Genomic DNA, 24,443 nt, shown 5'->3' on the forward strand with positions numbered 1-24,443 from the left:
AACGGCTGTTGTCCTCTAGGCTTGCGGGACCGAGCACATCGTCCTGGCAGAACGCCAGCCTGCCTCCAGCGTCTTGGGGAGAACCAGATGAAAGCCCTGCCCGTCGAGCCGAGCAACGCCCCCGTGGCCATCGGTTCCCGCATCCGCGCCGCGCGGCAGTCCCAGCGGATGACCATCGAGCAGGTGGCAGACGCGACCGGGCTGACGAAGGGGTTCCTCTCACGGGTGGAGCGGGACCTCACCTCCCCCTCGGTCGCCTCGCTCGTGACGCTGTGCCAGGTCCTCTCCCTCTCGATCGGCGACCTCTTCGCCACCCCCGAGACCCACCTCACCCGCGCCGCCGAGGCCCCACGGATCTCCCTCGGCGGCGAGGGGATCGTGGAGAAGCTCCTCACCGCGAGGTCGGAGCGGCGGGTGCAGGTGCTGCAGGCGGACATCGAGCCGCACGGCACGGGGGAGTCGGAGCTCTACGCCGTGGACTGCGACGTGGACGTGCTCCACGTGGTGCGGGGCCAGATCGAGCTCGTGATGACCAACGAGCGGTACGCCCTCAGTGCCGGGGACACGCTCACCTTCCCCGGCCGCGAACCGCACACCTGGGTCAACCCCACGGACAGGCCCGCGACCGTCCTCTGGATCCTCGTGCCGGCTGCCTCGCGCTGACCCCGCCCTTGCCCAGCGCAATCCCCATCCGGCCGGGAAGGCCGGCGGCCCGCGTCACCGCCGCGTCATGAGGTACGCCGCCCACCCGTGCGGCCAGCCCTTCAGCCCGGACTCGCCCGCGATGCGCTCGATGGAGAAGTCTCGTCCGAAGCGGTCCTCGACCTCACCCGGGCGCAGCGCCATGTCCCCGAAGGGCAGCGCGGCCACGGCCGCCCTCTCCCACAGCGATGGAACCCACTCGAAGCACCACAGCAGGAACAGCCCGCCCGCGCGGAGCAGCGGCACGACCGCGCGCACGTACGCCTCCCGGTCCCGTCCATGCAGGTCGTCGAACGAGCCGTAGTCCACGAGGACATCGAAGGGACCGGACACGCGGCGCATGGTGGTGAGGTCGTCTTCGATGAAGCGCACGACGACGCCCGCCGCCTCCGCCTTCGACCTCGCCTTCGCGAGGGCTGCCGGGGCGAAGTCGACGCCGGTCGCCTCGAAGCCGTGCCGCGCGAGGAACACGGAGTTGTCCCCTTCGCCGCAGCCCAGGTCGAGGGACCGGCCCGGCGGGATGCGGCCCGACTCGACCAGCTGAACGAGCTCCACCCGGGCCGGGCCTACCCAGGGCGGAGTGCCGCGGCGGTACCAGAGGTTGTAGAAGGCCCTCATGGCTCAGTCCTCCTTGGGTCAGTGCGAGGTGGGCCGGCGCCGTCGTGCGTACCCGCCACGGCCCGGACGAGAGGCTCAGCCGACGTGGACCCAGGGCCGCTCAGTGATGTCCGGCTCGGCCTCGCGGAGCACCTCGCGGGTCACCGGGGCGATCTCGCCCTCGCCGAAGAACAGGAACTTCGTGAGGTTCGTGACCGGGTTTCCCTCGGTCCAGCGGAAGTAGATGTGCGGCATGAGGCCGGTGACGTTGCGCAGGTGCAGGAGCACGGCGGCGAGGGTGTTGGGCACGTTGTTCGAGTGCACCTCGAGCACCTTGAAGCCGTGCCGCTTGATGCCCACGACGTCGAGCTCCTGCTCGAATTCGGAGGAGTCGTCCACGACGACCTCGATGAACAGGATGTCCGCGTCCTCGGGCAGGTGGTTCGCGGCGCGGGCGTGCTCGAGCTTGTTGCGGTAGCGCTCGGAGTCGAGGCGCTTGGGCTCGTGGGCGATGAGCCGGATCGGGCCCTGCTCGACGTCGGTGAGGAACTCGAGGGCCTGCTCGTCGAGGCGGACGTGGGTGGCGCGCAGCTCGAACGAGCGCCGCACGCGGGAGGCGAACGAGACCACGATGATGCCGACGATGAACAGCGCTGCGATCCGGATGCCGTCCGGCCGCTCGACCACGTTGGCGATCGTCGTGTAGGTGAACACGGCGCTGACCACCCCGAACGCCCAGGTCCGGGACCGCTGCCTGCGGTGCTTCGCCGAGAGGGTCACGGCCACGGCCGCCGAGGTCATGAGCACGAGGACGCCGGTGGCATACGCGCCGCCCTGGGCCTCGACGTTCGCGTCGAAGATCCAGGTGATGAGGAACGCGACCGCGGAGAACACGAGCACGAGCGGCCGCACCGCGCGCGTCCACGCCGGGGCCATCCCGTAGCGGGGGAGGTACCTCGGGACGAGGTTGAGGAGCCCGGCCATGGCCGAGGCCCCTGCGAACCAGAGGATCGCGATGGTGGAGATGTCGTAGACCGTGCCGAACCCGTCGCCGAAGAACTGGTGGGCGAGGTAGGCGAGGGCGCGCCCGTTGGCCTTGCCGCCGTCCTCGAACTCCTGCGCGGGGATGAGCACGGTCGTGGCGAAGCTCGAGGTGATCAGGAACGAGGACATGATGAGCGCCGCGGTGGTCAGGAGCCGGTGCGTCCCGCGGATACGGCCCTCGGGGTTCTCCTCGGTGTCCGTCGGGTAGCCCTTGACCTGCGGCATGACGGCCACGCCGGTCTCGAAGCCGGACAGGCCGAGCGCGAGCTTCGGGAACACGAGCAGGGAGATGCCCACCATCATGAGGGGGTCGCTGTGCTGGGTGGTGAGGGCGGTCCACCAGTCGGTGACCACCGCACCTTCCGTGAACACGCGCACGACGGCGGTCCCGACCACCACCGCGTTCAGCGCCAGGTACAGCCCCACGAGCACGACCGCGACGTTGATGGCCTCCTTGAACCCGCGCAGGAACACGACCGCGAGCGCCGCGATGAGCACGAGCGTGATGGTGACCTGCTGGCCGTGGAACGCCTCCGGCGCGAACGGGTTCTCGATGAGGTGCGCGCTCGCATCCGCCGCCGAGAGCGTCATGGTGATCATGAAGTCCGTGGCCGCGAAGCCGAGGAGCGCCAGTACGAACAGCTTCCCGGTCCACCGGCCCATGAGCCGCTCGAGCATGGCGATCGACCCCTCGCCGCGATGGCTCTCGCGCGCCACCCGGCGGTAGACCGGAAGCGCTCCCGCGAGGGTGACGATCACGAGGATGACCGTCGCCATCGGAGCGAGCAGCCCCGCGGCAAGGGCCGCGATGGCGGGCTGGTAGCCGAGGGTCGAGAAGTAGTCGACGCCGGTGAGGCACATGACGCGCCACCATGAGGCGGGCTTGTGGTCCTCCTTGGGGACGCCGTGGGGGCCTTGCCTCTTGCCGGCCGTCTCGGGCATCCCCTCGAGGAGCCAGGTCCTCAGTGGGTGCTGGTCGTGGTGGCGCCGCTTGGGGCTCGGCTCGGCGGGGGGTCGGGTGAGTGTGCTCATGGCTCCTGCTGGTGCGGGACGCGGGGATGGCGTCCACTGGAGCGTAGGGCGGCGCCGCGGCCGGGACTGCTGCCTTTTATGGAACCTTTACGGCGCCCTCGCGGCGTCTTTGCGGACGACGCCGGCGAGGAACCCTGCGCGACGAGGTCACGGCGCGATCCCAGTCGGCCAATCCGGTAAACAAGGGGTGCATAGAGGGCAACTTTTCCTGTAGGCTGGCTCACAGAAGAGCCACCTACGGAGGGTTATCGTGCAAGAGCTGCGCATCGAGGAGAACGGCAACCTCGGCCCCATTGATTCATCCCGCATCCCGCGCTTCTCCGGCGCCGCGACGTTCGCCCGGCTGCCCCGCCTGGACCAGGTGCAGCGGGCGGACATCGCGGTCGTGGGCGTCCCCTTCGACTCGGGCGTCTCCTACCGCCCGGGCGCGCGCTTCGGCGCGAACCACGTCCGCGAGGCGAGCCGCCTCCTGCGCCCCTACAACCCGGCGCAGGACGTCTCGCCGTTCGCGAGCGCCCAGGTCGCCGACGCCGGTGACATGGCGGTGAACCCCTTCAACATCCACGAGGCCATCGAGACCATCCAGCAGGACGCGCTGGACCTCACGGCCGACGGCGCGCGCCTCCTCACGCTCGGCGGCGACCACACCATTGCCCTCCCGCTCCTGCGCGCCGCGTCCGAACGCGCGGGGGAACCCGTGGCGCTCCTGCACTTCGACGCCCACCTCGACACCTGGGACACGTACTTCGGCGCCGAGTACACGCACGGCACCCCGTTCCGGCGGGCCGTCGAGGAGGGCCTCCTCGACACCGAGGCGATCTCCCACGTCGGCACCCGCGGCCCGCTCTACGGCAAGCGCGACCTCGAAGACGACCGCCGCTTCGGCTTCGGCATCGTCACGTCCTCCGACGTCTACTACCAGGGCGTCCGCGAGGTGGTGGCGAAGCTGCGCGACCGCATCGGCAGACGCCCGCTGTACATCTCGGTGGACATCGACGTCCTGGACCCCGCGCACGCGCCGGGCACCGGCACGCCCGAGGCCGGCGGCATGACCAGTCGCGAACTCCTCGAGATCATCCGCGGCCTGCGCGGGCTCAACCTCGTCGCTGCCGACGTCGTCGAAGTCGCCCCCGCCTACGACCACGCCGAGATCACCGGCGTCGCCGCGAGCCACGTCGCCTACGACCTCGTCACGCTCATGAGCGAACTGCCCCGCCCGGTGGTTGAGCGCAGTCGAAACCAAGAGCACGGGATCCCCGCCGAGCAGCGCACGACGGCGGGCGCCCAGTGAGCGCCGTCGAGTCGCCCCGCACGGGGGAGGCCGAGGCGATCCAGGCCCGCGAGGCGGGCATCGCCGCGGCGGCCCGCGAGGACGGCGAGCGTGCAGCGCAGGGCGGCCAGGACGGCGTCGTGCGCCAGGTCGGTGACCGTTCCGTGCGGAACGGCGGCGACCTCGTCGTCGAGACGCTCGAGGCGCTGGGCGCGAAGACCGTGTTCGGAATCCCCGGCCAGCACGCGCTCGGGCTGTTCGACGCGATGGGCCGCGGGAACCTGAAGTTCGTCTCGAGCCGGGTGGAGAACAACTCGGCGTTCGCCGCGGACGGCTATTCCCGGGCCACGGGCGAGGTCGGGGTCCTGTTCCTCTCCACCGGCCCCGGTGCGCTCACCTCGCTCGCGGGCCTCCAGGAGGCGTACGCGACCGGCGTGCCGATGGTGGTCATCGCGAGCCAGATCCCGCTCGAGGGCCTCGGCGCGCGGCGCAAGGGCATGCTGCACCAGCTCGACGACCAGAAGGCATCCGCCGCGAACGTCACGAAGAGCCAGCGGCTCATCCAGCACGCCTCGGGCATCCCGTCCGCCATCCAGGACGCCTGGACAGACGCGATCTCCTCGCCACAGGGTCCCGTGTGGGTCGAGATCCCGCAGAACGTGCTGCTCGAGCCGATCATGGTCCCGCCGGTCGAGGACGCGCTCGCGGTCGCGGCCGACAACCCGCCCCGCGTCGAGCTCGTGCGCGAGGCCGTCAGGTGGCTGCGCGAGGCCCGTCGGCCCGCGGTCATCGCCGGCGGCGGCACCCGGCGCGGGCACGCCGAGAAGGCGCTGCTCTCCTTCGCCGAGCGCCTGCGGGCCCCGGTGATCTGCACGCCCGGCGGCAACGGAGCGTTCCCGTGGGAGCACCCGCTCTCGCTCCAGTCCTGGATCGAGGACCGGCACATGACCGACCTCCTCGAGGACGCGGACGTGCTCGTGGTCATCGGGTCCTCGCTGGGGGAGGTCACGTCGAACTACTTCACGTTCGAGCCGCGCGGGCGGATCATCCAGATCGACGCCGAACCGAGGGTCCTCGAGTCGAACCGGCCCGGACTGGGGATCCGGGCCGACGCCGGGCAGGCGCTGGACGCACTGAACGCCGCATTGGACGCGGCGCTGCCCGGGGCGCTCGACGGGGAGCGGCCGGCCCCGGACTGGCACGGGAGGAGCCCGGAGGAGGTGGTCGCCGACTCGCTCGAAGCTGTCCGCGCGCGCCTCGCCTCGCAGGACCTCGGCAAGGAGCTGCGCTTCATGGCGGACATCCGCGCGGCCGTGCCGGACGACATGCAGACCTTCTGGGACATGACGATCTCCGCCTACTGGGCCTGGAGCTGCTGGGACGCCCGGCAGGGCCAGTTCCACTCCGCCCAGGGCGCGGGCGGCCTCGGCTTCGGGTTCCCCGCCGCGATCGGCGGGGCCGTGGGGCTCGCGACCATCGGCAAGCCCGCGCGCGTGCTCGCGGTGTCCGGGGACGGTTCCGCGATGTACTCGATCTCCGAGCTCGCGACGGCGCGGCAGCACAACGTCCCGGTCACGTGGCTCATCGTCGACGACGGCGGGTACGGGATCCTGCGCGAGTACATGGTGGGCGCCTTCGGCAAGGCCACCGCGACGGAGCTCGCGCGTCCGGACTTCGTGGCGCTCGCAGAATCCTTCGGCGTCCCGGCCAAGCGCGTCCCCGTGGACCGGGTGCGGGAGGCGCTGGAGGAGGGCTTCGCCGCGGACGGGCCCAACGTCGTCGTGGTCGAGACGCTCCTGAAGATGTTCGCCCCGACGCACCTGGAGGCGTAGCCCGCCCGCGCGCCGCCCCGTCTGGGGGTCACCTTCTGGGGGTCACTTGATGTGACCCCCAGAAGGTGACCCCCAGACGTCGTTAAGGGCGGGCGCCCGCGCCGGAGAGTGGCGAAGCTTACAAAGGTTACCTAGCGAATTGGTTTGTGTAGGCAACCTTCACGGCGTATAGTTGCTGTAAGCAATCAATTGAGGAGGCGGCAATGCCTGTCGATCCCGAGACCGCGCGGGAACTCGTCCACCGGGTCTTCGACCTCCAGCGCGTCGTGCGCTGCCTCGCCAACTCGGAGCTCAAGCACCACGACCTCGGCGTCGCCTTCCAGGGCGTGCTGCGCATGGTCGCCGAGCACGGGGGGCGCGCCGTCGAGATCGCCTCGCGGCTCGGGGTGAGCGCCCCGGTCCTGAGTCGGCACCTCTCCGACCTCGAGGCCCTCGGGTACGTCGAGCGGCACCGCGACCCCGAGGACCGCAGGGCCCAGCTCATCGCGCTCACCGAGTCCGGGTGGGCCGCGCTGCGCGAGATCGAGGAGCACCGGATCGCCCGGCTCCAGGGCTACCTCGCCGACTGGGACGAGGGGCAGGCGGCCGCCGCGGTCGAGGGCCTGTCCCAGCTCTCGGACGCCCTCCGGCGCGGCTCCGCCGACCGCCGCCTCACAGCCGTGACCACTACGACCGCACAGGAGGAAGCGCGTGCAGCCCACTGAAGCACCGGCTCCGCAGATGAGCCACAAGCAGATCCTCGAGGCCCTCACGGGCCTCCTCGCGGCGTTCTTCACCGCGATCCTCTCGTCCACGATCGTGGCGAACGCCCTGCCGACCATCATGTCGGACCTCAAGGGCACCCAGACCGACTTCGCGTGGGTCATCACCGCGGCCCTCCTGGCCAACGCCGTGACCACCCCGGTCTGGGGCAAGCTCGCGGACCTGTTCAACAAGAAGCTCCTCACCCAGCTGAACATCGTGGTGTTCGTCGCGGGATCGGTCATCGCCGGGTTCGCGCAGGACATCCCGTCGCTCCTCACGGCGCGCGTGATCCAGGGCATCGGCATGGGCGGCCTCACGGCCCTGGCCATGGCGATCATCGGCACCATGATCCCGCCGCGCGAGCGCGGCAAGTACTCGGGCTACATGGGCGCCGTCATGGCGGTCGGCACCGCGGGCGGCCCGCTCCTGGGCGGCTTCATCGTGGACTCGCCGCTCGGCTGGCGCTGGACGTTCTTCGTCTGCGTGCCGCTCGCCGTCGTCGCGCTGTTCCTCATCCAGACCACGCTCAAGATCCAGCACGTCAAGCGCCCCGCCAAGATCGACTGGCTCGGCACCATCCTGCTCACCGCCTCGGTCTCGACGCTGCTCATCTGGGTCTCCTTCGCCGGCAAGGCCGACTACTACGACTGGTGGAGCTGGCAGACCGCCGTCATGGTCGGCGGGTCCGTCCTGGGCCTGATCCTCCTCGTGGTCGTCGAGTCACGCGTGGCCATGCCGATCATCCCGCTCAAGATCGTCGCCAACCGCACGACGGCGCTCAGCATCCTCGCGTCCGCGGCCGTCGGCGTGGCCATGTTCGCGTCGTCCTCCTTCCTGGGCCAGTACTTCCAGGTGGCCCGCGGCGCGACGCCGACCGAGGCCGGCCTGCTGACCCTGCCCATGATCGCGGGCAACTTCCTCGGCTCGGTCGCGTCCGGCCAGATCATCACGCGGACCGGCAAGTGGAAGCGCTGGCTCGTCCTCGGCTCCGTCCTGACGATCGCGAGCCTGGGCCTCCTCGGCACGATCGACCACACCACCGAGCTCTGGATCACCGGCGTGTACACGTTCGGGCTCGGCCTCGGCCTCGGCATGACCATGCAGAACCTCGTGCTCGGCGTGCAGAACACTGTCCGCGCCGCGGATATCGGCACGGCCAGCTCCACGGTCGCGTTCTTCCGCTCGGTGTTCGGCGCGGTCGGGGTCTCGGTGCTCGGCGCCGTCCTGAGCAACCGCTCGAGCGACCTCGTCGTCCAGGGCCTCGCCGACCACGGCATCCAGGCCTCGGGCGGCTCCGCCGGCGGGAGCATGGACCTCAAGGACATGCCTGCCCCCATCGCCGAGATCGTCCGCGGCGCGTTCGGCGACGCGACCGCCCGGGTGTTCCTCATCGCCGCCGTGATCGCGGTCGTCGCGCTCATCGCGGTGGCCTTCATCAAGGAGGTCCCGCTGCGCCGCACGGTGGACATCGTCAAGCCCTCCGAACCGGGCCAGGCGCACGACGCCGCCTCCTCGCCCGAGGCGACCGGCTCGCCGTCGTCCGCTGTCCGTCGCGGCGCGGAGGCACGCACACCCGCGGCGGGTGCGGCCGACGACGGCGCGTCCCGCCGGGCTGCGGTCCGCGCCGCACTGGCCGGGCGCGAGGGCGAGGCCGCGGGCCTGGACGGCGAGCTGCAGCTCCTGCTGGCCGAGGCCGAGTCAGCGTCTTCGTCCGCGGAGCGCGCAGGTGCCGCCGGCGTGCCCGACGCCGCTGTCCTCCAGGAGACGCAGCGGCTCCTCGCCGCGCAGCAGGTCCAACTGGGCCAGCTGTTCTCCCGGGTCGCGGACCAGCTCGAGGTACAGCAGCGCATCGCCGCCGAGCAGGGCCAGACGGCCAAGGCCCAGGCCGAGACGGCGGCGTTGCTCGCCGAACTCCAGGCCGAGCTTGCGGCCGAGCGGCAGCTCCAGAAGGAGGCGGCGCTCTACCTCGCCACGCGGGGCCGCCACACGGCGACCTGAGGCCCTGTCGGAGGCTTCTCATCGATCAGCCAGCCTGCGGACAATCGCTGTCCGCAGGCTGGCTGATTAGTCCTCAGGACTGATGCCCCGCAGGTGCGCGCAGGCCTACGCTTGACACGCCCCTTTCGGCATCCCGCAGGGGCCCAAGACTCGAAGGACTTCGATGCTCCTCACACTCATCCGGCGCTACAGCGCCCGCTACTGGCTCTGGATTCTGGCTGTGGTTGTCTTCCAGCTCGCGACCACCATTGCGACCCTCTACCTGCCCAGCATCAACGCCCAGATCATCGACCAGGGCGTCGCGAAGGGCGACACCGGGTACATCTGGCGCCAGGGCGCCCTCATGCTCGGCATCGCGCTGGCACAGGTGATCACCGCGATCGCGGCGGTCTACTTCGGCTCGAAGACCGCGATGGCCTTCGGCAGGGACCTCCGGCAGGCAGTGTTCCGCAAGGTCACGTCCTACTCTGCACAGGAGGTGCAGTCCTTCGGTGCGCCGACCCTGATCACCCGCGGGACCAATGATGTCCAGCAGGTCCAGATGGTCCTCCTGATGGGGCTGAACTTCATGGTGTCCGCGCCGATCATGTGCGTGGGCGGCATCATCATGGCGCTTCGCGAGGACCTCGGGCTCTCGTGGCTCGTCTGGGTGTCCGTGCCGGTGCTGTTCGCGATCGTCGGCTACCTCGTGTACCTGCTCCTGCCACTCTTCCGCGGCATGCAGAAGCGGGTCGACGGGATCAACGGCGTGCTGCGCGAGCAGATCATGGGCATCCGAGTGGTGCGCGCCTTCGTGCGCGAGCCGTTCGAGGAAGGGCGGTTCGCCGAGGCGAACAAGGCCCTCACCGACATCTCCCTCCGCGTCGGCGCGATCTTCGTGCTCATGTTCCCGATCATCATGATGCTCCTGCACCTGTCCACCGCCGCGGTCCTGTACTTCGGCGGCCAGCGTGTGGACGCGGGCGAAATGCAGGTCGGGTCGCTCACGGCGTTCCTCCAGTACCTCCTGCAGATCCTCATGGCCGTCATGATGGGCACGTTCATGGCCATGATGATCCCGCGCGCCTCCGTCTGCGCCGACCGCATCGGCGAGGTGCTCGCCGTCGTGCCCTCGATGGCCGCTCCCGGCGATCCGCAGATCCCGGCCAAGCGCGAGGGCGTCGTCGAGTTCCGCGACGTCTCGTTCTCGTATCCGGGCGCGGAGGCCGCGGTCCTCTCGGGCCTCACGTTCACCGCGCGGCCGGGGCAGACGGTGGCGATCATCGGTGCGACCGGTTCGGGCAAGACGACCCTGCTGTCCCTCATCCCGCGCCTCTACGACGCGGAGCGCGGCCAGGTGCTCCTCGACGGGGTGCCCGTAGACAGGATGCCCCGCTCCGAGATCACCTCCCGCGTGGCGATGGTCCCGCAGCGGCCCTACCTGTTCTCGGGCTCGATCGCACACAACCTCCGGTTCGGCCGCGAGGACGCGAGCGAGGATGAGCTCTGGCAGGCACTCGACGTGGCGCAGGGAGCGGACTTCGTCCGCGAGAAGCCCAAGGGCCTCGAGGCCGGGATCGCGCAGGGCGGCACGAACGTCTCCGGCGGCCAGCGCCAGCGCCTGTGCATCGCGCGCGCCCTCGTCGCGAAGCCCGCGGTGTACCTGTTCGACGACTCCTTCTCGGCCCTCGACGTCACCACGGACGCGAGGCTGCGCCGCGCCCTGAAGAAGCAGACCGCCGACGCGACGGTCATCATCGTGGCCCAGCGGGTGTCCACGATCATCGACGCGGACCTCATCCTCGTGCTCGACAAGGGCAAGATCGTGGACCGCGGCACGCACGAGGAACTGCTCGAGACGTCGCCGACGTACCAGGAGATCGTGCAGTCGCAGATCACGGCCGAAGAGGCCGCGAGCGTCTCCTCCGGCAGCAAGGAGGTGCACGGTGGCTGATCGCCGCTTCAAGAGGCAGGGCAGGAACGAGGTCCGGAAGGAAGCCGTGTCCCAGGACGGAGCACCCCAGAGCGGCCAGGTGGTCGCCGAAGCCGAGGAGATCCTCGAGGAGGAGTACCGCCCCACCGAGGCCGACGGCGGCATGTTCGGCGAATTGCCGGCCAAGAAGGCCAAGAACTTCGGCCCCAGTGCCAAGCGGGTCATGGGGCTGCTGAAGCCCGAGCGGGCGCTGATGAGCGTCGTCGTGCTCTTCATCCTCGTCTCTGTGGTGCTCACCGTGATCGCCCCGAAGATCCTCGGCCAGGCCATGGATGTCATCTTCGCCGGTGCGATCGGGAAGCAGATGCCTGCCGGCGTCACGAAGGAGCAGGTCGTCGAGGGCCTGCGGGCGCAGGGCCAGGACAACTTCGCGGACATGCTCTCAGGCATGAACCTCGTGCCGGGACAGGGCATCGACTTCTCGCGGCTGACGTTCCTCATCGCCGTCGTGCTGCTCATGTACTTCGTGGCCGGCGTGTTCATGTGGGCGCAGGGCTACATCCTCAACCGGCTCGTCATGCGGGTCGTCTACCGGCTCCGTCAGGACATCGAGGCGAAGATCAACCGCCTCCCGCTCGGCTACTTCGACACCCGGCAGCGCGGCGACGTGCTCTCCCGGGTGACGAACGACGTGGACAACATCCAGCAGGGCCTCCAGCAGGCGTTCTCGCAGCTGCTGTCCTCGCTCCTGCAGGTGCTCGGCATCGTCGTCATGATGTTCATCGTGTCGTGGCAGCTCGCCCTCATCGCCCTCATCGCGCTGCCCCTCTCAGGCGTGGTCGCGGGCGTGATCGGCTCGCGCAGCCAGAAGATGTTCCAGTCGCAGTGGAAGAACACGGGTCTGCTCAACGGACAGATCGAGGAGTCCTTCTCGGGCCACGACCTCGCGACGGTGTTCGGCCGCCAGGCGGACATGGTGCGCCGGTTCGACGAGAAGAACGAGGAACTGTACCGGGCCTCGTTCAACGCGCAGTTCGTGTCCGGCATGATCTTCCCAGTCATGAACTGGGTGAGCTACCTCGCCTACGTGGGCATCGCCGTCGTGGGCGGCCTGCGGGTCGCCGCCGGCCAGATGAGCCTCGGCGACGCGACCGCGTTCATCCAGTACTCCCGCGAGTTCACGCAGCCGCTGGGCCAGATCGCGGGCATGGCCAACATGCTCCAGTCCGGCGTCGCCTCCGCCGAACGGACCTTCGAGCTGCTCGACGCCGACGAAGAGGAGCCGGAGACGGCCACTTCGCACCTGCCGGCGGTCACGGACGGGCACGTCGACTTCGAGCACGTCTCGTTCTCCTACTCCGAGGACAAGCCGCTCATCGAGGACCTGTCGCTCACGGCCGAGCCGGGCCACACCGTCGCCATTGTCGGCCCCACCGGCGCCGGCAAGACGACCCTCGTGAATCTCGTGATGCGGTTCTACGAGATCCAGGCCGGCCGGATCCTGCTCGACGGCGTGGACATCCGCGACCTCTCGCGGGCCGAACTCCGCTCGAAGGTGGGCATGGTCCTGCAGGATGCGTGGCTGTTCGGCGGGACGATCTACGACAACATCCGCTACGGGAACCTCGATGCGACGGAAGAGGAGGTCATCGCCGCGGCGAAGGCCACCTACGTGGACCGGTTCGTCAGGGCCCTTCCCGACGGCTACCAGACCGTCATCGACGAGGAGGGCACCAACGTCTCCGCCGGCGAGAAGCAGCTCATCACGATCGCCCGCGCCTTCGTCTCCAACCCCTCGCTGCTGATCCTCGACGAGGCCACCTCGTCCGTGGACACCCGCACCGAGCTGCTCGTGCAGAAGGCCATGGCCGCGCTCCGCACGGACCGCACCTCGTTCGTGATCGCCCACCGGCTCTCCACGATCCGGGACGCGGACACGATCCTGGTCATGGAGAACGGCAAGATCGTCGAGCAGGGCCGGCACGACGAACTCCTAGAGCGCGGCGGCGCCTACCACCGGCTCTACATGAGCCAATTCGCGGGGGGCATCGATCTCGACGAGCAGACCGCAGCGTCGGCCGGAGCGCCGCCCCGCACCTAGCCCCCCGCGCCCTCCTGCGGCGTTTCGGGTACGCCAAATTCGCGTTGGTGGCGTTTCGGGTACGCCAAATTCGCCCCCGGCGCGTTTCGGGTACAGCAACTCTGGCGCGGGCTGCAGGCGGACGGGGGAGGTGAGCCTCGAGGCACGGAGACGCCTCGACGCGAGGGAGGCGACTCGAGGGCGTCCTGCCCGCGACAGGGCGTCTCACCATCACCCGCAACCCGTCTCATCCGCATCTCGGCGCCTCAGTCGGGGAGAAAACCCGTGCCCTCTGCCAGACGGCGGTTCACCCGGCCTGACCGAGAAGTCGGCCAGCAGGGCGGGTAGCGTGTCGGGCGCGGGGCGCCGACGGCGTCGTGCGTACCCGAAACGGCGTGCGTGTGGATTAGCTGTACCGGAAACGGCGTGGGGCGTGGATTATCTGTACCCGAAACGGCGCGGGTGTCGATTATCTGTACCCGAGACGGCGTGGGCGCGGAATAGCTGTACCCGAAACGGTGTGGGGCGCGTGGCAGGGGCCCCTCAGGACTCCGGCGCGAGCTCCACGCGGATGCCGTCCAGCTCCTGGTCGTGCGCGATCTGGCAGGAGAGGCGGGAGCCGCACTCGCGGAACCCCTCGGCGTCGGCCAGGAGCTCCTCCTCGTCGGCGCTGCGCGCGCCCAGCCGGACCGCGACAGGCTCGTCGAGGTATACGTGGCACGTCGCGCAGGACGCCGTCCCGCCGCACGAGGCGAGCACGGGCAGGTCGTTGTCGCGGAGGACCTCCATGAGGGACTGATCCTCGTCCCATTCGAGGGAGTGCTGGGTGCCGTCGCGGTCGACGGCGGTGATGGTCGTGGGCATGGCGCTCACCTTTCGGCAGTGGTTGGTAGGGGTCAGAATGCCGGTTCGAGCGACACAACGGCCTGCTCGAGCGGGACGGACGGGTCCGCGGCAAGTGCGGGGGAGAGTGCAGCCCGCTGGGCGACGAGCCGCTTGCCGGCGTTGAAGTCGGCGAGCGATCCGACGGTGTCCACGGCAGCAACGCGGCCGTCGCGGAGGTAGACCACGGTGAACTTCCCCGTGGCCGGGGCGCCGCGCAGGATGACGTCGTCGTCCGGGTGGCGCACGCCCGCGGTCTGCAGCCGCACGCCGTGCTGGACCGTCCAGAACCAGGGCACCTCGGCGGCCGGCTGCGCCTGCCCGGTGATGTCCGCCGCGATGGCCTCGGCCTGGGCGCGGGCGTTCTGGATGCATTCGAGACGCTGGCTCGCCCCGTCGTAGAGGCTCGCGAACCGGGTCGCATCGCCGGCGGCGTAGATGTCCGGATCGGAGGTCCGCCCGGCCGCATCGACGAGCACGCCGTCGCTCACGTCCAGGCCGGCCGCGGCGGCGAGCCCCTGCTCGGGCACCACCCCGATCCCGGCGACGACGACGTCGGCACGGTGCCGCGCGCCGTCGGCCGTCACGACCCACTCGACCCGGCCCGCGCCTCCCGCGGAACCCGTGCCCTCGATCGCGGTGACCGCGGCGCCGAAGCGGAACTCGACCCCGGCACGGCGGTGGGCGTCCTCGAAGAACCGGGACACGGGCTCGCTCGTCACCCGGCTCATGACCCGGTCCTGGAACTCGAGGACGGTGACCGAGCAGCCGAGCTTCGCCGCCGCCGCAGCCACCTCGAGCCCGATGTAGCCGGCCCCGATCACGACGACGTGCCGGCCGGGCGCCAGCTCGCCGGCGAGGCGGCGGGCGTCCGGGAGGGTCTTGAGGAGCAGGACGCCGTCGAGGTCCCCACCTGGGACGGTGAGCCGGCGCGGCGTCGACCCCGTCGCGAGGACGAGCTTCGCGTACGGCAGGACGCGGCCGTCGTCGAGCGTCAGTTCGCGGCGCTCCCGGTCGACCGACACGGCCGTGGCGTGCACGCGCTCGATGCGCCGCGCGGCGTACCAGGCCTCTTTGCGCATGGGCACGGGCTCGGCCGCGGCGCCGGGGGCGAGGAGGTCCTTGGAGAGCGGTGGCCGCTCGTACGGAAGCTGATCCTCGGCGTCGACGAGGACAACACGGCCGTCCCAGCCGCGCGAGCGCAGCCCCGCGGCGACGCCGACCCCTGCGTGTCCCGATCCGACGACGACGATCGGCCGCGCCGGCTGGATGGTCTCACTCATGGCTTCCCTCCACGGTGTTGCGTCCCTCCACGGAGACGACGAGGCGCTCCGGCCCCGAGTTGGTCAGGTTGTTGCCGCGCACGTACTCGATCGGGTGCGCCGGGTCGAGCGCCACGCCCGCGAGGCGCTGGCTCAGGAGCTCGGCGGTCACAACCGTCTCGAGGCGGGCGAGGGGCGCTCCGAGGCACGCGTGGACACCGTGGCCGAAGCCCATGTGGCCGCTCGTGTCCCGGTCGAGGTCGAACACGTCGGGGTTGGGGTACTTGCGGGGGTCGTGGTTCGCCGCCGCGGGCATGAGCCGGACGATGGAGCCGGCTGGGACCGTCACCCCGGCGACCTCGACGTCCTCGGTCGTGACCCGGGAAACGCGCTGGACGGTGCCCCGGAACCGGGCGAGCTCCTCGACGAACTTCTCGGCGCCCGACGGCGTCTCACGCACCTGCGCGAGCAGCTGCGGGTTCTCGGCGCAGACGCGGAAGGCGTTGGCCAGGAGGATCGTCGTGGTGTCGTGGCCTGCGATGAAGACGAACGCGCACAGCTCCTTGGCTTCCTTCTCGGAGAGCTGCCCGTCCTTCCACATCCGGGCGATCTGGCCTCCGACCGACTCGTTGCCGGCGGCGTGCAGTCGCTCCATCGTGTCCTTGAGGTACGCGAAGAATGCGTGGGCGCTCTCCTCGTCCGTCCCGGTGCCCGGGGCGTTGCGGGCGAGGCGGCCGAAGTAGCTGAACGTCTCGTCGGACCAGAACTTCATCTTGTCGAAGTCCTCGGCGGGGACGTCGAGGAGGGCGCTGATGGTGGACATGCTCAGCGGGATCGCGTACTCCTCGACGACGTCGCCGCCTCCGCGGGCGATCAGCCCGTCGAGCAGGCGTGTGGCGGTCTCGCGGATGCGGTCCTCGAAGAGGCCGATGGCCTTGGGCGTGAACGCCTTCGCGACGATCTGCCGCAGCCGGGCGTGGTCGGGGGCGTCGATGAGCGTCAGGAACGTCAGCGGCACGGGCTTGACCACCTCGGAGGAGAACACCTTGGGGGCGCGGAGCGCCTTGCGGACGTCCTCGAAGCGCGAGATGAACCAGACGTCCGTGGTCGCGGAGGCCGCGCGCAGGACCGGGGCGTTCTCGAGCATCCACGCGTAGTGGGCGTAGGGGTCGCCCTGGCTGCCGTCGTCGACCACCTTGAAGGGCTCCAGGCCGTCGGGCCAGGGGAGCTCGTGCGAGTACGGCGGCAGGGTCGGTTCGGTGGGGCGCACGACGCCGGCCTGGTCGCCGGCGCTGGGAGCCGCACCGGCGGCGTCGGCCGTGGCTCCGGTGAAGGGGCAGGTGATGGTCATCCTGGGTCCTTTCCGCCGAGGGCGCGCGGCACTGCGCGCACTGCGGTCGCAAGGGTCGGGGTGTCGGAGTGGGTGCTGGACCCTGCTCCGTGACGCTGATCACGTCGATGGATTGAGTCTGGCCGAGCCCGGCACACTGTGGCAGGCACCCTTCCGGTGACCGGAAGAAGTCACCGCCCCAGGCGCGGAGGTGACCCCTCGACAGGGGTAAGCGACCCCTCGGCAGGGGGAGGCGACCCCTCGACAGGGGGAGGGGGAGGGGGAGGGGGAGAGGGCCGAGGGCTCAGCCGCGGAGGGCGCGGGACATGCCGCGGGCAGCCGTCGTCAGCGCCGGGACGACGCGAGGGACGAGGTCGGCGGCGTCGAGGGGGAGGATGCAGTTCAGCGCAGCCGCGATGCAGGGCCCGTGCGCGCTCTGGCCGGGCCCGAACACGGGCACGGCGACGCCGATCCATTCGGCGCGTCCCACGCCGGGCGGCGCGGCGAAGCCCCTCTGCCGGATGTCGGCGAGGTGGCGCCGCAGCTGCTCGGGGTCCGTGACGGTGGCGGGCGTGACCTTCTCGAGCGGGCCGGCAAGGGCGCTGGCCCGGACTGAGGGGTCCGAGAACGCGAGCAGGACGAGGCCGCTCGAGGAGGCGTGCAGCGGCATGCGCTGGGCGATGTGGGCGGCGTCGAGCGGGGACTCGGGCGCGGAGAGCCGCTCGACGTAGAGGGCGCTGCCACGGTCCATCACCGCCAGGGTCACGTGCTGGCGCACGGTGTCCTGGAGGTCCTCCATGTAGGGGCGGCAGGCCTCGCTCAGCGTGAGGGCGTGGGAGGCGCGGGAGCCCAGCTCCCAGATGCGCAGCCCCGGGCGCAGGTCGCCGGCGGCGTCGCGCTCGAGGAGGCCATGCCGGAGCAGCTCCTCGCAGAGCCGGTGGGCAGTGGTGAGCGGCAGCCCCGAGCGCCGAGCGAGGCTGCTCAGGCTCAGGGCTGCGGTGCTGCGGTCGAAGCAGCTCAGGATGCGCACGACGCGGCTGATGATCGAGTCACGGGTGGGTTCGGCGGGCGTGGGCATGGCCGGCTACACCGCGGTGTACCCGCCGTCGACCGCGAGGACGGCGCCGACCACGAACGACGCCGCGTCCGAGGCGAGGAAGGCGATGGCCTCGGCCACCTCCTCGGGCCCGGCAAGCCGCCCGATCGGCTGCCGCGCCGCGATCGCGGCGCGGACCTCGTCGGGAAGGCCCGCCACGAGCGGGGTGTCGGCATAGCCGGGCGCGACCGCATTGACGCGGATCCCCTGGGACGCGTACGTCACGGCCGCCGACCGGGTCAGATTCGCGACGGCGGCCTTCGCGGCCGAGTAGGACGTGCTGTTCGCCTGGCCCACGGTCCCGAGGATCGAGGACACGTTGACGATCGAGCCGCGGCCGGCGGCGACCATGTGCCGCAGCGCGTGCTTCCCGCACAGCGCGACCCCGGTGAGGTCGATCTCCACGACGCGCCGCCACGCGTCGACGTCGAGCTCGTGCAGCGGCGCCTTCGGCTCGGCGATGCCGGCGTTGGCCACGAGCACGTCGGGGGCGCCGAACTCGGCGGCCGCGCGGTCCATGAGCGCGGCCACCGAGTCCTCGTCCGTGACGTCGGTGCGCACGCACAGCGCCCGGTGCCCGTCCCCGCGGAGGGAGCGCGCGACGTCGTGCGCCCCCTCCGCGACGTCGCCGAGCACGACGGCGGCGCCCCGCTCGGCGAGCAGCCTCGCCGTCGCGGCCCCGATGCCCGACGCCGCACCGGTGATGACGGCGACGCGGTCCGTGAAGGACGCGCTCACGCGTCCTGCCGCAGGTTGTTGCCCGCGGTCTCGCCGCCGTCGATCGCGAGGTTCGCCCCGGTCATGAACCGCGACTCGTCCGAGGCGAGGTAGAGGATGAGGTCGGAGATCTCCTCAGGCGCGGCGTCCCGGCCCAGTGGGATCTGCCCGAACCCGCGCTTCAGGCCCGCCGTCAGCGGCGTCTTGACCGACCCCGGATGCACGGAGTTGACGCGGATGCCGTACGGCCCGAGGTCCAGCGCGCTGGTCTTGGTGAGCCCCTGGACGCCCCACTTCGCCGCGGCGTACGCGGCGCGGTTCTTGAACCCGACGAGCCCGGCGATCGAGGAGATGTTGATGATCGACCCGCCCGCGGCCTTCATGGCCGGCACCGCGGCCTTCATGCCGAGGAAGTTCCCGGTGAGGTCGATGTCGATGGTGCGGCGCCACTCGTCGACGTCGGCCTCCTCGACGCTGCCCCGCGTGAAGATGCCGGCGTTGTTCACCAGCACGTCCAGCGTCCCGAAACGCTCGACGGCGGCCCCCACCGCCTGCTCCCAGCTCGCGAAGTCCGTCACGTCCAGGTGGACGAACAGCGCCACGTCCCCGCCGAAGCCGGTGTTGAACTCAGCATTGATCTTCGCCGCGAGGGCGCGGCCCTCGTCGTCGAGCAGGTCTCCGATGACGACCTTCGCCCCGTGCGCGGCGAGGACGCGGGCGTGGGAGGCGCCCATGCCGCGGGCGGCGCCGGAGATGAGGGCGACCTTTCCGGCGACGCGGTCCGACAGCGTGCTCATCGTGCCGCCTCCTCGGTGGTCTCGACCCCGCGGGCCGCACCGCGGACCGCCCCGCGCTCGGCTGCGAGCCGGGCGATGTCGCGTCCGGCGCGGTAGCCGAAGACGAGGGCCGCTCCGATGTGGGAGCCGTAGCCGGGGTAGCCGCCGCCGAACACGCTGCGTGCGGCGGCGCCGACCGCGTACAGGCCCGGGATGGGCGCGCCCTCTTCGGTCACCACGGTGTTGTCCGAGTCGACGGCCACCCCGGCGAACGTGCCCAGGTCGCCCATCTGGATCTTGGCGGCGTAGAACGGGCCCTTGTCCAGCGGGGCGAGGTTGGGGTTGGGGCGGTGGTCCATGTCGCCGCGGAAGTGGTTGTACTCGGTGGAGCCGCGGCCGAACTCCGGGTCGGTGCCAGCTGCGGCGTTGCGGTTGAACTCGGCGACGGTGGCCTCGAGCCCGGCGGCGTCCACGCCGATCTTCCCCGCGAGCTCCGGCAGGGTGGCGCCCTTGACGAGGTACCCGACCCTGTAGAAGTACCCGCGCGGCATGGGCCACGGCTTGGCGTAGCCGATGCCGTACTTGTGCATCGTCTTCGCGTCCCCGATGACCCAGCCGAAGGTCTTCTCCTCGCCGGCGTTGTGGGCGATCATCGCCCCGCCGAAGTCGTGGTAGCTCAGGGCCTCGTTGCCGAAGCGCTTCCCGTGCCGGTCCACGGCGATGAGGCCGGGAAGGCCGATCGCGCGAAGGTGCGGGAAGAGCCGCTGGCGCCCGTCGTTGTGCCGGAACACAGTCACGGGGGCCCACGAGCCGACCGAGGAGACGCGGTCGTCGATGTACCCGCCGGCGGAGAGCGCGAGGTTCGCGGCGTCGCCACCGTGGCCCACGGTCGGGGTGAAGTGGTCGTCGCCCGCGGCGTCGTGCGGGAAGTACTTCTGCCGCAGCTGTGCGCTGCCGGAGAACCCGCCGGCGGCGAGGACGACGCCGAGCCTCGCCTCGACCCGGGCGGCGTGCCGGCCGCCGAGCACGGCACCGGTGACGGCGCCGTCGTCGCCCCGGGTGAGGGAGACGACCGGGGTGCCCTCCCACAGCCGGATGCCGGCGTCGAGGGCGCTCTTGACCATGAGGGTCATGAGCGCGTTGCCGTTGGTGCGCAGCACGGGGCGGCGGTAGCGGGCCGTGTCGAACCAGGTCCGCAGGAGCTTCTTCGCCACGTACACGAAGGACTTCAGCGACTGGTTGACGTGGACGAACTCGTTCATGTCCGGGCCCACCTGCGGCATGTACCCGAACACGGTGTAGGAGGACAGATAGGGCTGCATGAGCAGGCGCTTGTCCCCGAGGATGCGGGCGTCGGTGTCCTTGGGCAGGATCGCCCGTCCGCCCAGGCGGGCGCCGGGGAGGTCCATCTGGTAGTCGGGTGCCTTGTCGGGGTAGACGAACTCGACGTCGGTCTCCCGCTCGAAGAACTCCAGCGCCTCGGGGACGGTGTCGAGGAACTGCCTGACGCCGTCGGCGTTGTACGTCTCCGGGGCGAGGTTCTTCAGGTAGGTCTCGACCTCCTCGCGGGTGTCCCCGGCGGCGGCGCCCACGCGGTTGCCGGGCACCCAGGCCCAGCCAGCGGAGATCGCCGTCGTGCCGCCGAAGTGCTGCTCCTTCTCGGCGACGATCACGCTCAGGCCCCGGCTCGCGGCCGCCAGGGCTGCGGCCATCCCGGCCGCTCCCGATCCGACGACGAGGACGTCGCAGGCTACTGTCTTGTCGTTGCTCATGGTGCCGATGTCTCCTGAGGTCACTTCGTGCGGGTGGCGGTGAGGTAGGGCTCGCCGAGCTCGTCGACCGGCGTGTGGGCGGTCTCGCGGGCGCTGAAGGCGGCGATGGCGGCGGCGATCGCGCAGGCCGCCCCGAAGACGGCGACCGGGACCCAGCCCGTGGGGCCTGCCGTCATGAGCAGGCCGCCGATCATGGGCCCGAAGCCCGCGACGAGGAGGCCGAGCTGGTTGCCCAGGGCCATGCCCGTGTAGCGGACGGGGGCGGCGAAGAGCTCCGCGAAGAAGGCCGGCCACACGCCGTTGAAGCCCGAGTACAGCAGCGTCATGAAGACGAAGCTCGCGATGAACACGAGGACGAGGTTGCCGGTGCCGAGGGCCCAGAAGTAGGCGAACAGCGCGGCCGAGCAGCCGAGCATCGCGGTGAGCATGAGGGGCTTGCGGCCGATCCGGTCCGAGAGTGTGGCCACGGCGGGCATCACCAGCATGGAGGCGCCGATGGTCACGGCGTTGATCGTCAGGATCGCGCCCTTGTCGAGACCGCCGTGGGCGGTGGCGTAGGACAGCCCGAACACCGTGAAGATGGTCTGCATGACCGAGAAGATGGACATGCACAGGACCCGCAGCACGTCGGGCGCCTGGAACCGGAGCACCTGGCCGAGCGGGAGCTTGCGGGCCGTGCCCGTCTCGAGGGCCTCCTCCTTGGCCTCCTCGAACACCGGGGTCTCCTCGAGGTGCGTCCGGACCCAGTAGGCGATCGCGAGGACCACGATGGAGCACCAGAACGGCACGCGCCAGCCCCAGGACATGAGGTCGTCCTTCGGCAGCGCCGTGATCGGGACGAACACGAGGGTTGCCAGGACCATCCCGGAGGCGTAGCCGGTCATGACGAACGAGGTGAAGAAGCCGCGGCGGCCCTCGGGGGAGTGCTCGAGGGTCAGCGTCGAGGCGCCTGCCGACTCCGCACCTGCGGAGAAGCCCTGGATGAGCCGGCCGAGGGTGAGGAGCACGGGCGCGAGGAGGCCCACGGCGTCGTACGTCGGGAGGAAGCCGATGCCGAGCGAAGCGAGCCCCATGAGCGAGAGCGTCACGAGGAGCACGTTGCGGCGCCCGAGGCGGTCGCCGAAGTGGCCCATGACCATGCCGCCGAGCGGGCGGGCCACGTAGGCGACGCCGAAGGTCGCGAACGCCGCCACGAGGCCCGCGGTCGGGTTGTCGGCTGGGAAGAACAGCGCGGGGAAGACCAGCGCGGCGGCGGTGCCGTAGATGAAGAAGTCGTAGTACTCGAGCGTGGAGCCGAGGAACGACGCGAGCGCCGCCTTGCCCGGGGTCTTGCGGGGCTGCGCCGCGGAGGGCGCGGGTGCTGCTGCGGTGCGCGGAGCGACGTTGCTCATGGTGCATCCTTGCTGATCTCGAAGTCGACGGAGATGATCTGCTCGCTGTTGGGGAAGGAGTACTTCTTCAGCGGTTCGTGCAGGGGGTGGGTGTTGTACACCTCGATGTCGGCGACGGACTCGAAGTCCGCGACGATCGCGTAGTCGAAGGCCCGCTCGGAGCGGATGACGTCCGGCCCGTGCGTCAGGGCCAGGAGCCCGGGGACGTTCCCGCGCATGCGGTCCAGTCCCGCGGTCCAGGCCTCGCGCTGCTCGGCAGGGAAGTCGGGCTTGAACTTGAACAGGACGGCGTGGCGGATCATCGCGCCGCCCCCGCCAGCTCGGCGGTGACAGCGCCGGCGGCGGCAGCCCCGGCATCGTACTCGACCGGCTCCCCGGCGATCGTCCGGCCGGCAAGGTACCCCATCGTCATGAGCGGGCCGAGGGTCGCGCCGGCGCCGGGGTAGCCCGCCGCGTAGGCGCTCTCGGTCGCGTTGCCCACGGCGAAGAGGCCGGCGATCGGGGCGCCGTCGACGTCGAGCACGCGGGCCCGGCCGTCGGTGGCGATCCCGCCGTTCGTGCCGAACGCGCCGTTGACCACCTCCATCGCGTAGAACGGGCCGCGCTCGAGCGGGCCGAGCGAGGGGTTGGGCCACGCGTTCTCGGCGTCGCCCCAGTACTTGTCGTAGGCCGTCTCGCCGCGGTGGAAGTCCGGGTCCTCGCCCTTGACCGCGAACGCGTTGAACCGCTCGACCGTCGCGACGAGGTTCTCGGCGGGCACGCCGATCTTCGCCGCGAGCTCCGGCAGGGTCGCGCCCTCGATGAGGTACGACGGCGTCGGCTCGCCCGCGCGGTGGGCGAGGATGCCGTAGCGCTCGAGGTAGGCGTGGTCGAAGACGACGTGCGCCGGGGTGTTGAGCGTGGTGTTGGCGGGGGAGTCCCAAGACTGGAGGCAGCGGGCCAGGTCGTTGTAGTTCTGCGACTCGTTGGCGAAGCGCTTCCCGTGGCGGTTGAGCATGATCGAGCCCGGTCCCTGGCGTTCGAAGCGCAGGAGGGTGCCGATCGGCTTGCCGTCCCGGGTGTCGCCGGTGATGGACATGGGCGCCCACCAGGCCTCGCGCGTGCCGCGCGTCTGGGCGCCGAGGCGCTGGGCCATCCGCAGGCCGTCGCCCTCGTTCGTGGGCGGGGAGCACATCGTGTAGAGGCGGCTCGCGAGCATCGAGTCGGCGAGGGCGTGGTCCCATTCGAAGCCGCCCGTGCCGATCACCACGGCGTCCGCCGCGGCGATCTCCTCGCCGGTGGCGAGCACGACGCCGGTGACCCGGCCGCCGTCGTGCGCCAGCCTCTCGCCGCGGGCCTCGACCGCGATGTGGACGCCGTCGCGGACGGCGGCCGCGAGGAGCATCGCGATGAGGGCGCGGCCCTTGGCGACGAGTCCGGCCTTCGCGCGGGCGTCGAGCTCGTCCCAGGGGAAGCGCGTGAAGGCGCCCCAGTCCTCGTACTCCTGCATCGTGAAGGGGGCGCGGCCGTCGGAGCGCACGTGCTCGGCGAGGTCGCCGAGGAGCTCGTTGATGTTCGCCAGCTGCGGCTCGATGGTGCGGCCGCCGTCCACCGCGCCCGGGAGGTCCTGGCGGTAGTCCGGGAAGTTGTCGAGGAAGAGGAACTTCACGCCGAGCTCGTCCTCGGCGTAGCGGAGCATGGTGTCGCCGTAGGAGACCGCGGCGTCGAGGAGCTCCTCGCGGCCGCGGCCGCGGGACACGGCCCGGACGTACTCGGCGGCGGCCTCGCGGGTGTCGGCGAACCCACCGTCCGCCATGGCCTCGCGGGCGTGGTGGTTCGCCGCGATCCAGAGCATGCCGCCCGAGATGGCGCTCGTTCCGCCGAGCAGGCTGGCCTTCTCGAGGACGAGGACGGACTTGCCGGAGCGCGCGGCCGTCGCCGCGGCGGTGAGGGCGCCTGCGCCGGAGCCGAGCACGACGACGTCGTACGAGCTGCGCGGGGCGCCGATGAGGTACTTCATGGGACTC

19 protein-coding genes are annotated in these 24,443 nt (G+C 70.9%); 7 read left to right on the top strand and 12 right to left on the bottom strand.

What is annotated here, in order from left to right; genetic code table 11:
- Nucleotides 1–87 precede the first annotated feature (87 nt).
- Complete coding sequence (locus CGQ25_RS03310; protein ID WP_208711799.1) at nt 88–663, top strand: cupin domain-containing protein; 576 nt, start codon at nt 88–90, stop codon at nt 661–663.
- A gap of 54 nt (nt 664–717) precedes the next feature.
- Here the strand turns inward: CGQ25_RS03310 and CGQ25_RS03315 are convergent, their stop codons facing one another.
- The gene (locus CGQ25_RS03315) at nt 718–1,320 is read right to left on the bottom strand and encodes a bifunctional 2-polyprenyl-6-hydroxyphenol methylase/3-demethylubiquinol 3-O-methyltransferase UbiG (protein WP_208711800.1); all 603 of its coding nucleotides are present in this window, start codon (nt 1,318–1,320) and stop codon (nt 718–720) included.
- A 75-nt stretch (nt 1,321–1,395) separates the two neighbouring features.
- Nucleotides 1,396–3,375, bottom strand: coding sequence for an amino acid transporter (locus CGQ25_RS03320; RefSeq protein WP_208711801.1), 1,980 nt, complete (start codon nt 3,373–3,375; stop codon nt 1,396–1,398).
- Between the two features lie 250 nt (nt 3,376–3,625).
- Between CGQ25_RS03320 and speB the strand changes: the two genes are divergently transcribed.
- The 6 genes from speB (at nt 3,626) to CGQ25_RS03350 (ending at nt 13,232) form a co-directional block, all read left to right on the top strand.
- On the top strand, nt 3,626–4,666 hold the full coding sequence (gene speB / locus CGQ25_RS03325) for an agmatinase (protein WP_208711802.1): 1,041 nt from the start codon (nt 3,626–3,628) through the stop codon (nt 4,664–4,666).
- Between the two features lie 119 nt (nt 4,667–4,785).
- On the top strand, nt 4,786–6,477 hold the full coding sequence (locus CGQ25_RS03330) for a thiamine pyrophosphate-binding protein (RefSeq protein WP_208712849.1): 1,692 nt from the start codon (nt 4,786–4,788) through the stop codon (nt 6,475–6,477).
- Between the two features lie 203 nt (nt 6,478–6,680).
- The gene (locus CGQ25_RS03335; RefSeq protein WP_208711803.1) at nt 6,681–7,181 is read left to right on the top strand and encodes a MarR family winged helix-turn-helix transcriptional regulator; all 501 of its coding nucleotides are present in this window, start codon (nt 6,681–6,683) and stop codon (nt 7,179–7,181) included.
- Between the two features lie 16 nt (nt 7,182–7,197).
- A complete protein-coding gene (locus CGQ25_RS03340; RefSeq protein WP_208712850.1) occupies nt 7,198–9,219 on the top strand; it encodes an MDR family MFS transporter in 2,022 nt (673 codons plus the stop codon).
- A 163-nt stretch (nt 9,220–9,382) separates the two neighbouring features.
- The gene (locus CGQ25_RS03345) at nt 9,383–11,152 is read left to right on the top strand and encodes an ABC transporter ATP-binding protein (protein WP_208711804.1); all 1,770 of its coding nucleotides are present in this window, start codon (nt 9,383–9,385) and stop codon (nt 11,150–11,152) included.
- 142 nt (nt 11,153–11,294) lie between these two features.
- A complete protein-coding gene (locus tag CGQ25_RS03350) occupies nt 11,295–13,232 on the top strand; it encodes an ABC transporter ATP-binding protein (RefSeq protein WP_208712851.1) in 1,938 nt (645 codons plus the stop codon).
- A 522-nt stretch (nt 13,233–13,754) separates the two neighbouring features.
- Here the strand turns inward: CGQ25_RS03350 and CGQ25_RS03355 are convergent.
- From CGQ25_RS03355 to CGQ25_RS03400, 10 genes are all read right to left on the bottom strand, one after another.
- Nucleotides 13,755–14,075, bottom strand: a complete 321-nt coding sequence (locus CGQ25_RS03355; RefSeq protein WP_208711805.1) for a 2Fe-2S iron-sulfur cluster-binding protein — start codon at nt 14,073–14,075, stop codon at nt 13,755–13,757.
- 32 nt (nt 14,076–14,107) lie between these two features.
- The gene (locus CGQ25_RS03360) at nt 14,108–15,376 is read right to left on the bottom strand and encodes an NAD(P)/FAD-dependent oxidoreductase (protein WP_208711806.1); all 1,269 of its coding nucleotides are present in this window, start codon (nt 15,374–15,376) and stop codon (nt 14,108–14,110) included.
- On the bottom strand, nt 15,369–16,706 hold the full coding sequence (locus CGQ25_RS03365) for a cytochrome P450 (RefSeq protein ID WP_208711812.1): 1,338 nt from the start codon (nt 16,704–16,706) through the stop codon (nt 15,369–15,371). The genes CGQ25_RS03360 and CGQ25_RS03365 overlap by 8 nt, the downstream gene beginning before the upstream one ends.
- Nucleotides 16,707–16,989: 283 nt before the next feature.
- The gene (locus CGQ25_RS03370; protein WP_208711815.1) at nt 16,990–17,763 is read right to left on the bottom strand and encodes an IclR family transcriptional regulator; all 774 of its coding nucleotides are present in this window, start codon (nt 17,761–17,763) and stop codon (nt 16,990–16,992) included.
- Between the two features lie 6 nt (nt 17,764–17,769).
- Complete coding sequence (locus tag CGQ25_RS03375) at nt 17,770–18,519, bottom strand: SDR family NAD(P)-dependent oxidoreductase (RefSeq protein WP_208711816.1); 750 nt, start codon at nt 18,517–18,519, stop codon at nt 17,770–17,772.
- Nucleotides 18,516–19,295: an SDR family oxidoreductase gene (locus CGQ25_RS03380; RefSeq protein WP_222703689.1), complete on the bottom strand. Its 780-nt coding sequence runs from the start codon at nt 19,293–19,295 to the stop codon at nt 18,516–18,518. Before CGQ25_RS03380 ends, CGQ25_RS03375 begins: the two co-directional genes overlap by 4 nt.
- Nucleotides 19,292–21,046, bottom strand: coding sequence for an FAD-dependent oxidoreductase (locus tag CGQ25_RS03385; protein WP_208711817.1), 1,755 nt, complete (start codon nt 21,044–21,046; stop codon nt 19,292–19,294). The genes CGQ25_RS03380 and CGQ25_RS03385 overlap by 4 nt, the downstream gene beginning before the upstream one ends.
- 20 nt (nt 21,047–21,066) lie before the next feature.
- On the bottom strand, nt 21,067–22,437 hold the full coding sequence (locus CGQ25_RS03390) for an MFS transporter (RefSeq protein ID WP_208711818.1): 1,371 nt from the start codon (nt 22,435–22,437) through the stop codon (nt 21,067–21,069).
- Nucleotides 22,434–22,739, bottom strand: coding sequence for a Dabb family protein (locus CGQ25_RS03395; protein WP_208711819.1), 306 nt, complete (start codon nt 22,737–22,739; stop codon nt 22,434–22,436). The genes CGQ25_RS03390 and CGQ25_RS03395 overlap by 4 nt, the downstream gene beginning before the upstream one ends.
- Complete coding sequence (locus CGQ25_RS03400) at nt 22,736–24,436, bottom strand: FAD-dependent oxidoreductase (RefSeq protein ID WP_208711820.1); 1,701 nt, start codon at nt 24,434–24,436, stop codon at nt 22,736–22,738. Before CGQ25_RS03400 ends, CGQ25_RS03395 begins: the two co-directional genes overlap by 4 nt.
- Nucleotides 24,437–24,443: the final 7 nt, after the last annotated feature.

Source organism: Sinomonas sp. R1AF57 (genome assembly GCF_002224485.1).
GTDB classification, from domain to species: domain Bacteria; phylum Actinomycetota; class Actinomycetes; order Actinomycetales; family Micrococcaceae; genus Sinomonas; species Sinomonas flava.

Excerpts from the sequence above, each read along its gene's own strand:
- CGQ25_RS03310 (WP_208711799.1), top strand. The coding sequence starts at position 88 with ATGAAAGCCCTGCCCGTCGAGCCGAGCAACGCCCCCGTGGCCATCGGT.
- CGQ25_RS03315 (WP_208711800.1), bottom strand. The coding sequence starts at position 1,320 with ATGAGGGCCTTCTACAACCTCTGGTACCGCCGCGGCACTCCGCCCTGG.
- CGQ25_RS03320 (WP_208711801.1), bottom strand. The coding sequence starts at position 3,375 with ATGAGCACACTCACCCGACCCCCCGCCGAGCCGAGCCCCAAGCGGCGC.
- CGQ25_RS03335 (WP_208711803.1), top strand. The coding sequence starts at position 6,681 with ATGCCTGTCGATCCCGAGACCGCGCGGGAACTCGTCCACCGGGTCTTC.
- CGQ25_RS03340 (WP_208712850.1), top strand. The coding sequence starts at position 7,198 with ATGAGCCACAAGCAGATCCTCGAGGCCCTCACGGGCCTCCTCGCGGCG.
- CGQ25_RS03345 (WP_208711804.1), top strand. The coding sequence starts at position 9,383 with ATGCTCCTCACACTCATCCGGCGCTACAGCGCCCGCTACTGGCTCTGG.
- CGQ25_RS03350 (WP_208712851.1), top strand. The coding sequence starts at position 11,295 with ATGTTCGGCGAATTGCCGGCCAAGAAGGCCAAGAACTTCGGCCCCAGT.
- CGQ25_RS03355 (WP_208711805.1), bottom strand. The coding sequence starts at position 14,075 with ATGCCCACGACCATCACCGCCGTCGACCGCGACGGCACCCAGCACTCC.
- CGQ25_RS03360 (WP_208711806.1), bottom strand. The coding sequence starts at position 15,376 with ATGAGTGAGACCATCCAGCCGGCGCGGCCGATCGTCGTCGTCGGATCG.
- CGQ25_RS03365 (WP_208711812.1), bottom strand. The coding sequence starts at position 16,706 with ATGACCATCACCTGCCCCTTCACCGGAGCCACGGCCGACGCCGCCGGT.
- CGQ25_RS03370 (WP_208711815.1), bottom strand. The coding sequence starts at position 17,763 with ATGCCCACGCCCGCCGAACCCACCCGTGACTCGATCATCAGCCGCGTC.
- CGQ25_RS03380 (WP_222703689.1), bottom strand. The coding sequence starts at position 19,295 with ATGAGCACGCTGTCGGACCGCGTCGCCGGAAAGGTCGCCCTCATCTCC.
- CGQ25_RS03385 (WP_208711817.1), bottom strand. The coding sequence starts at position 21,046 with ATGAGCAACGACAAGACAGTAGCCTGCGACGTCCTCGTCGTCGGATCG.
- CGQ25_RS03390 (WP_208711818.1), bottom strand. The coding sequence starts at position 22,437 with ATGAGCAACGTCGCTCCGCGCACCGCAGCAGCACCCGCGCCCTCCGCG.
- CGQ25_RS03395 (WP_208711819.1), bottom strand. The coding sequence starts at position 22,739 with ATGATCCGCCACGCCGTCCTGTTCAAGTTCAAGCCCGACTTCCCTGCC.
- CGQ25_RS03400 (WP_208711820.1), bottom strand. The coding sequence starts at position 24,436 with ATGAAGTACCTCATCGGCGCCCCGCGCAGCTCGTACGACGTCGTCGTG.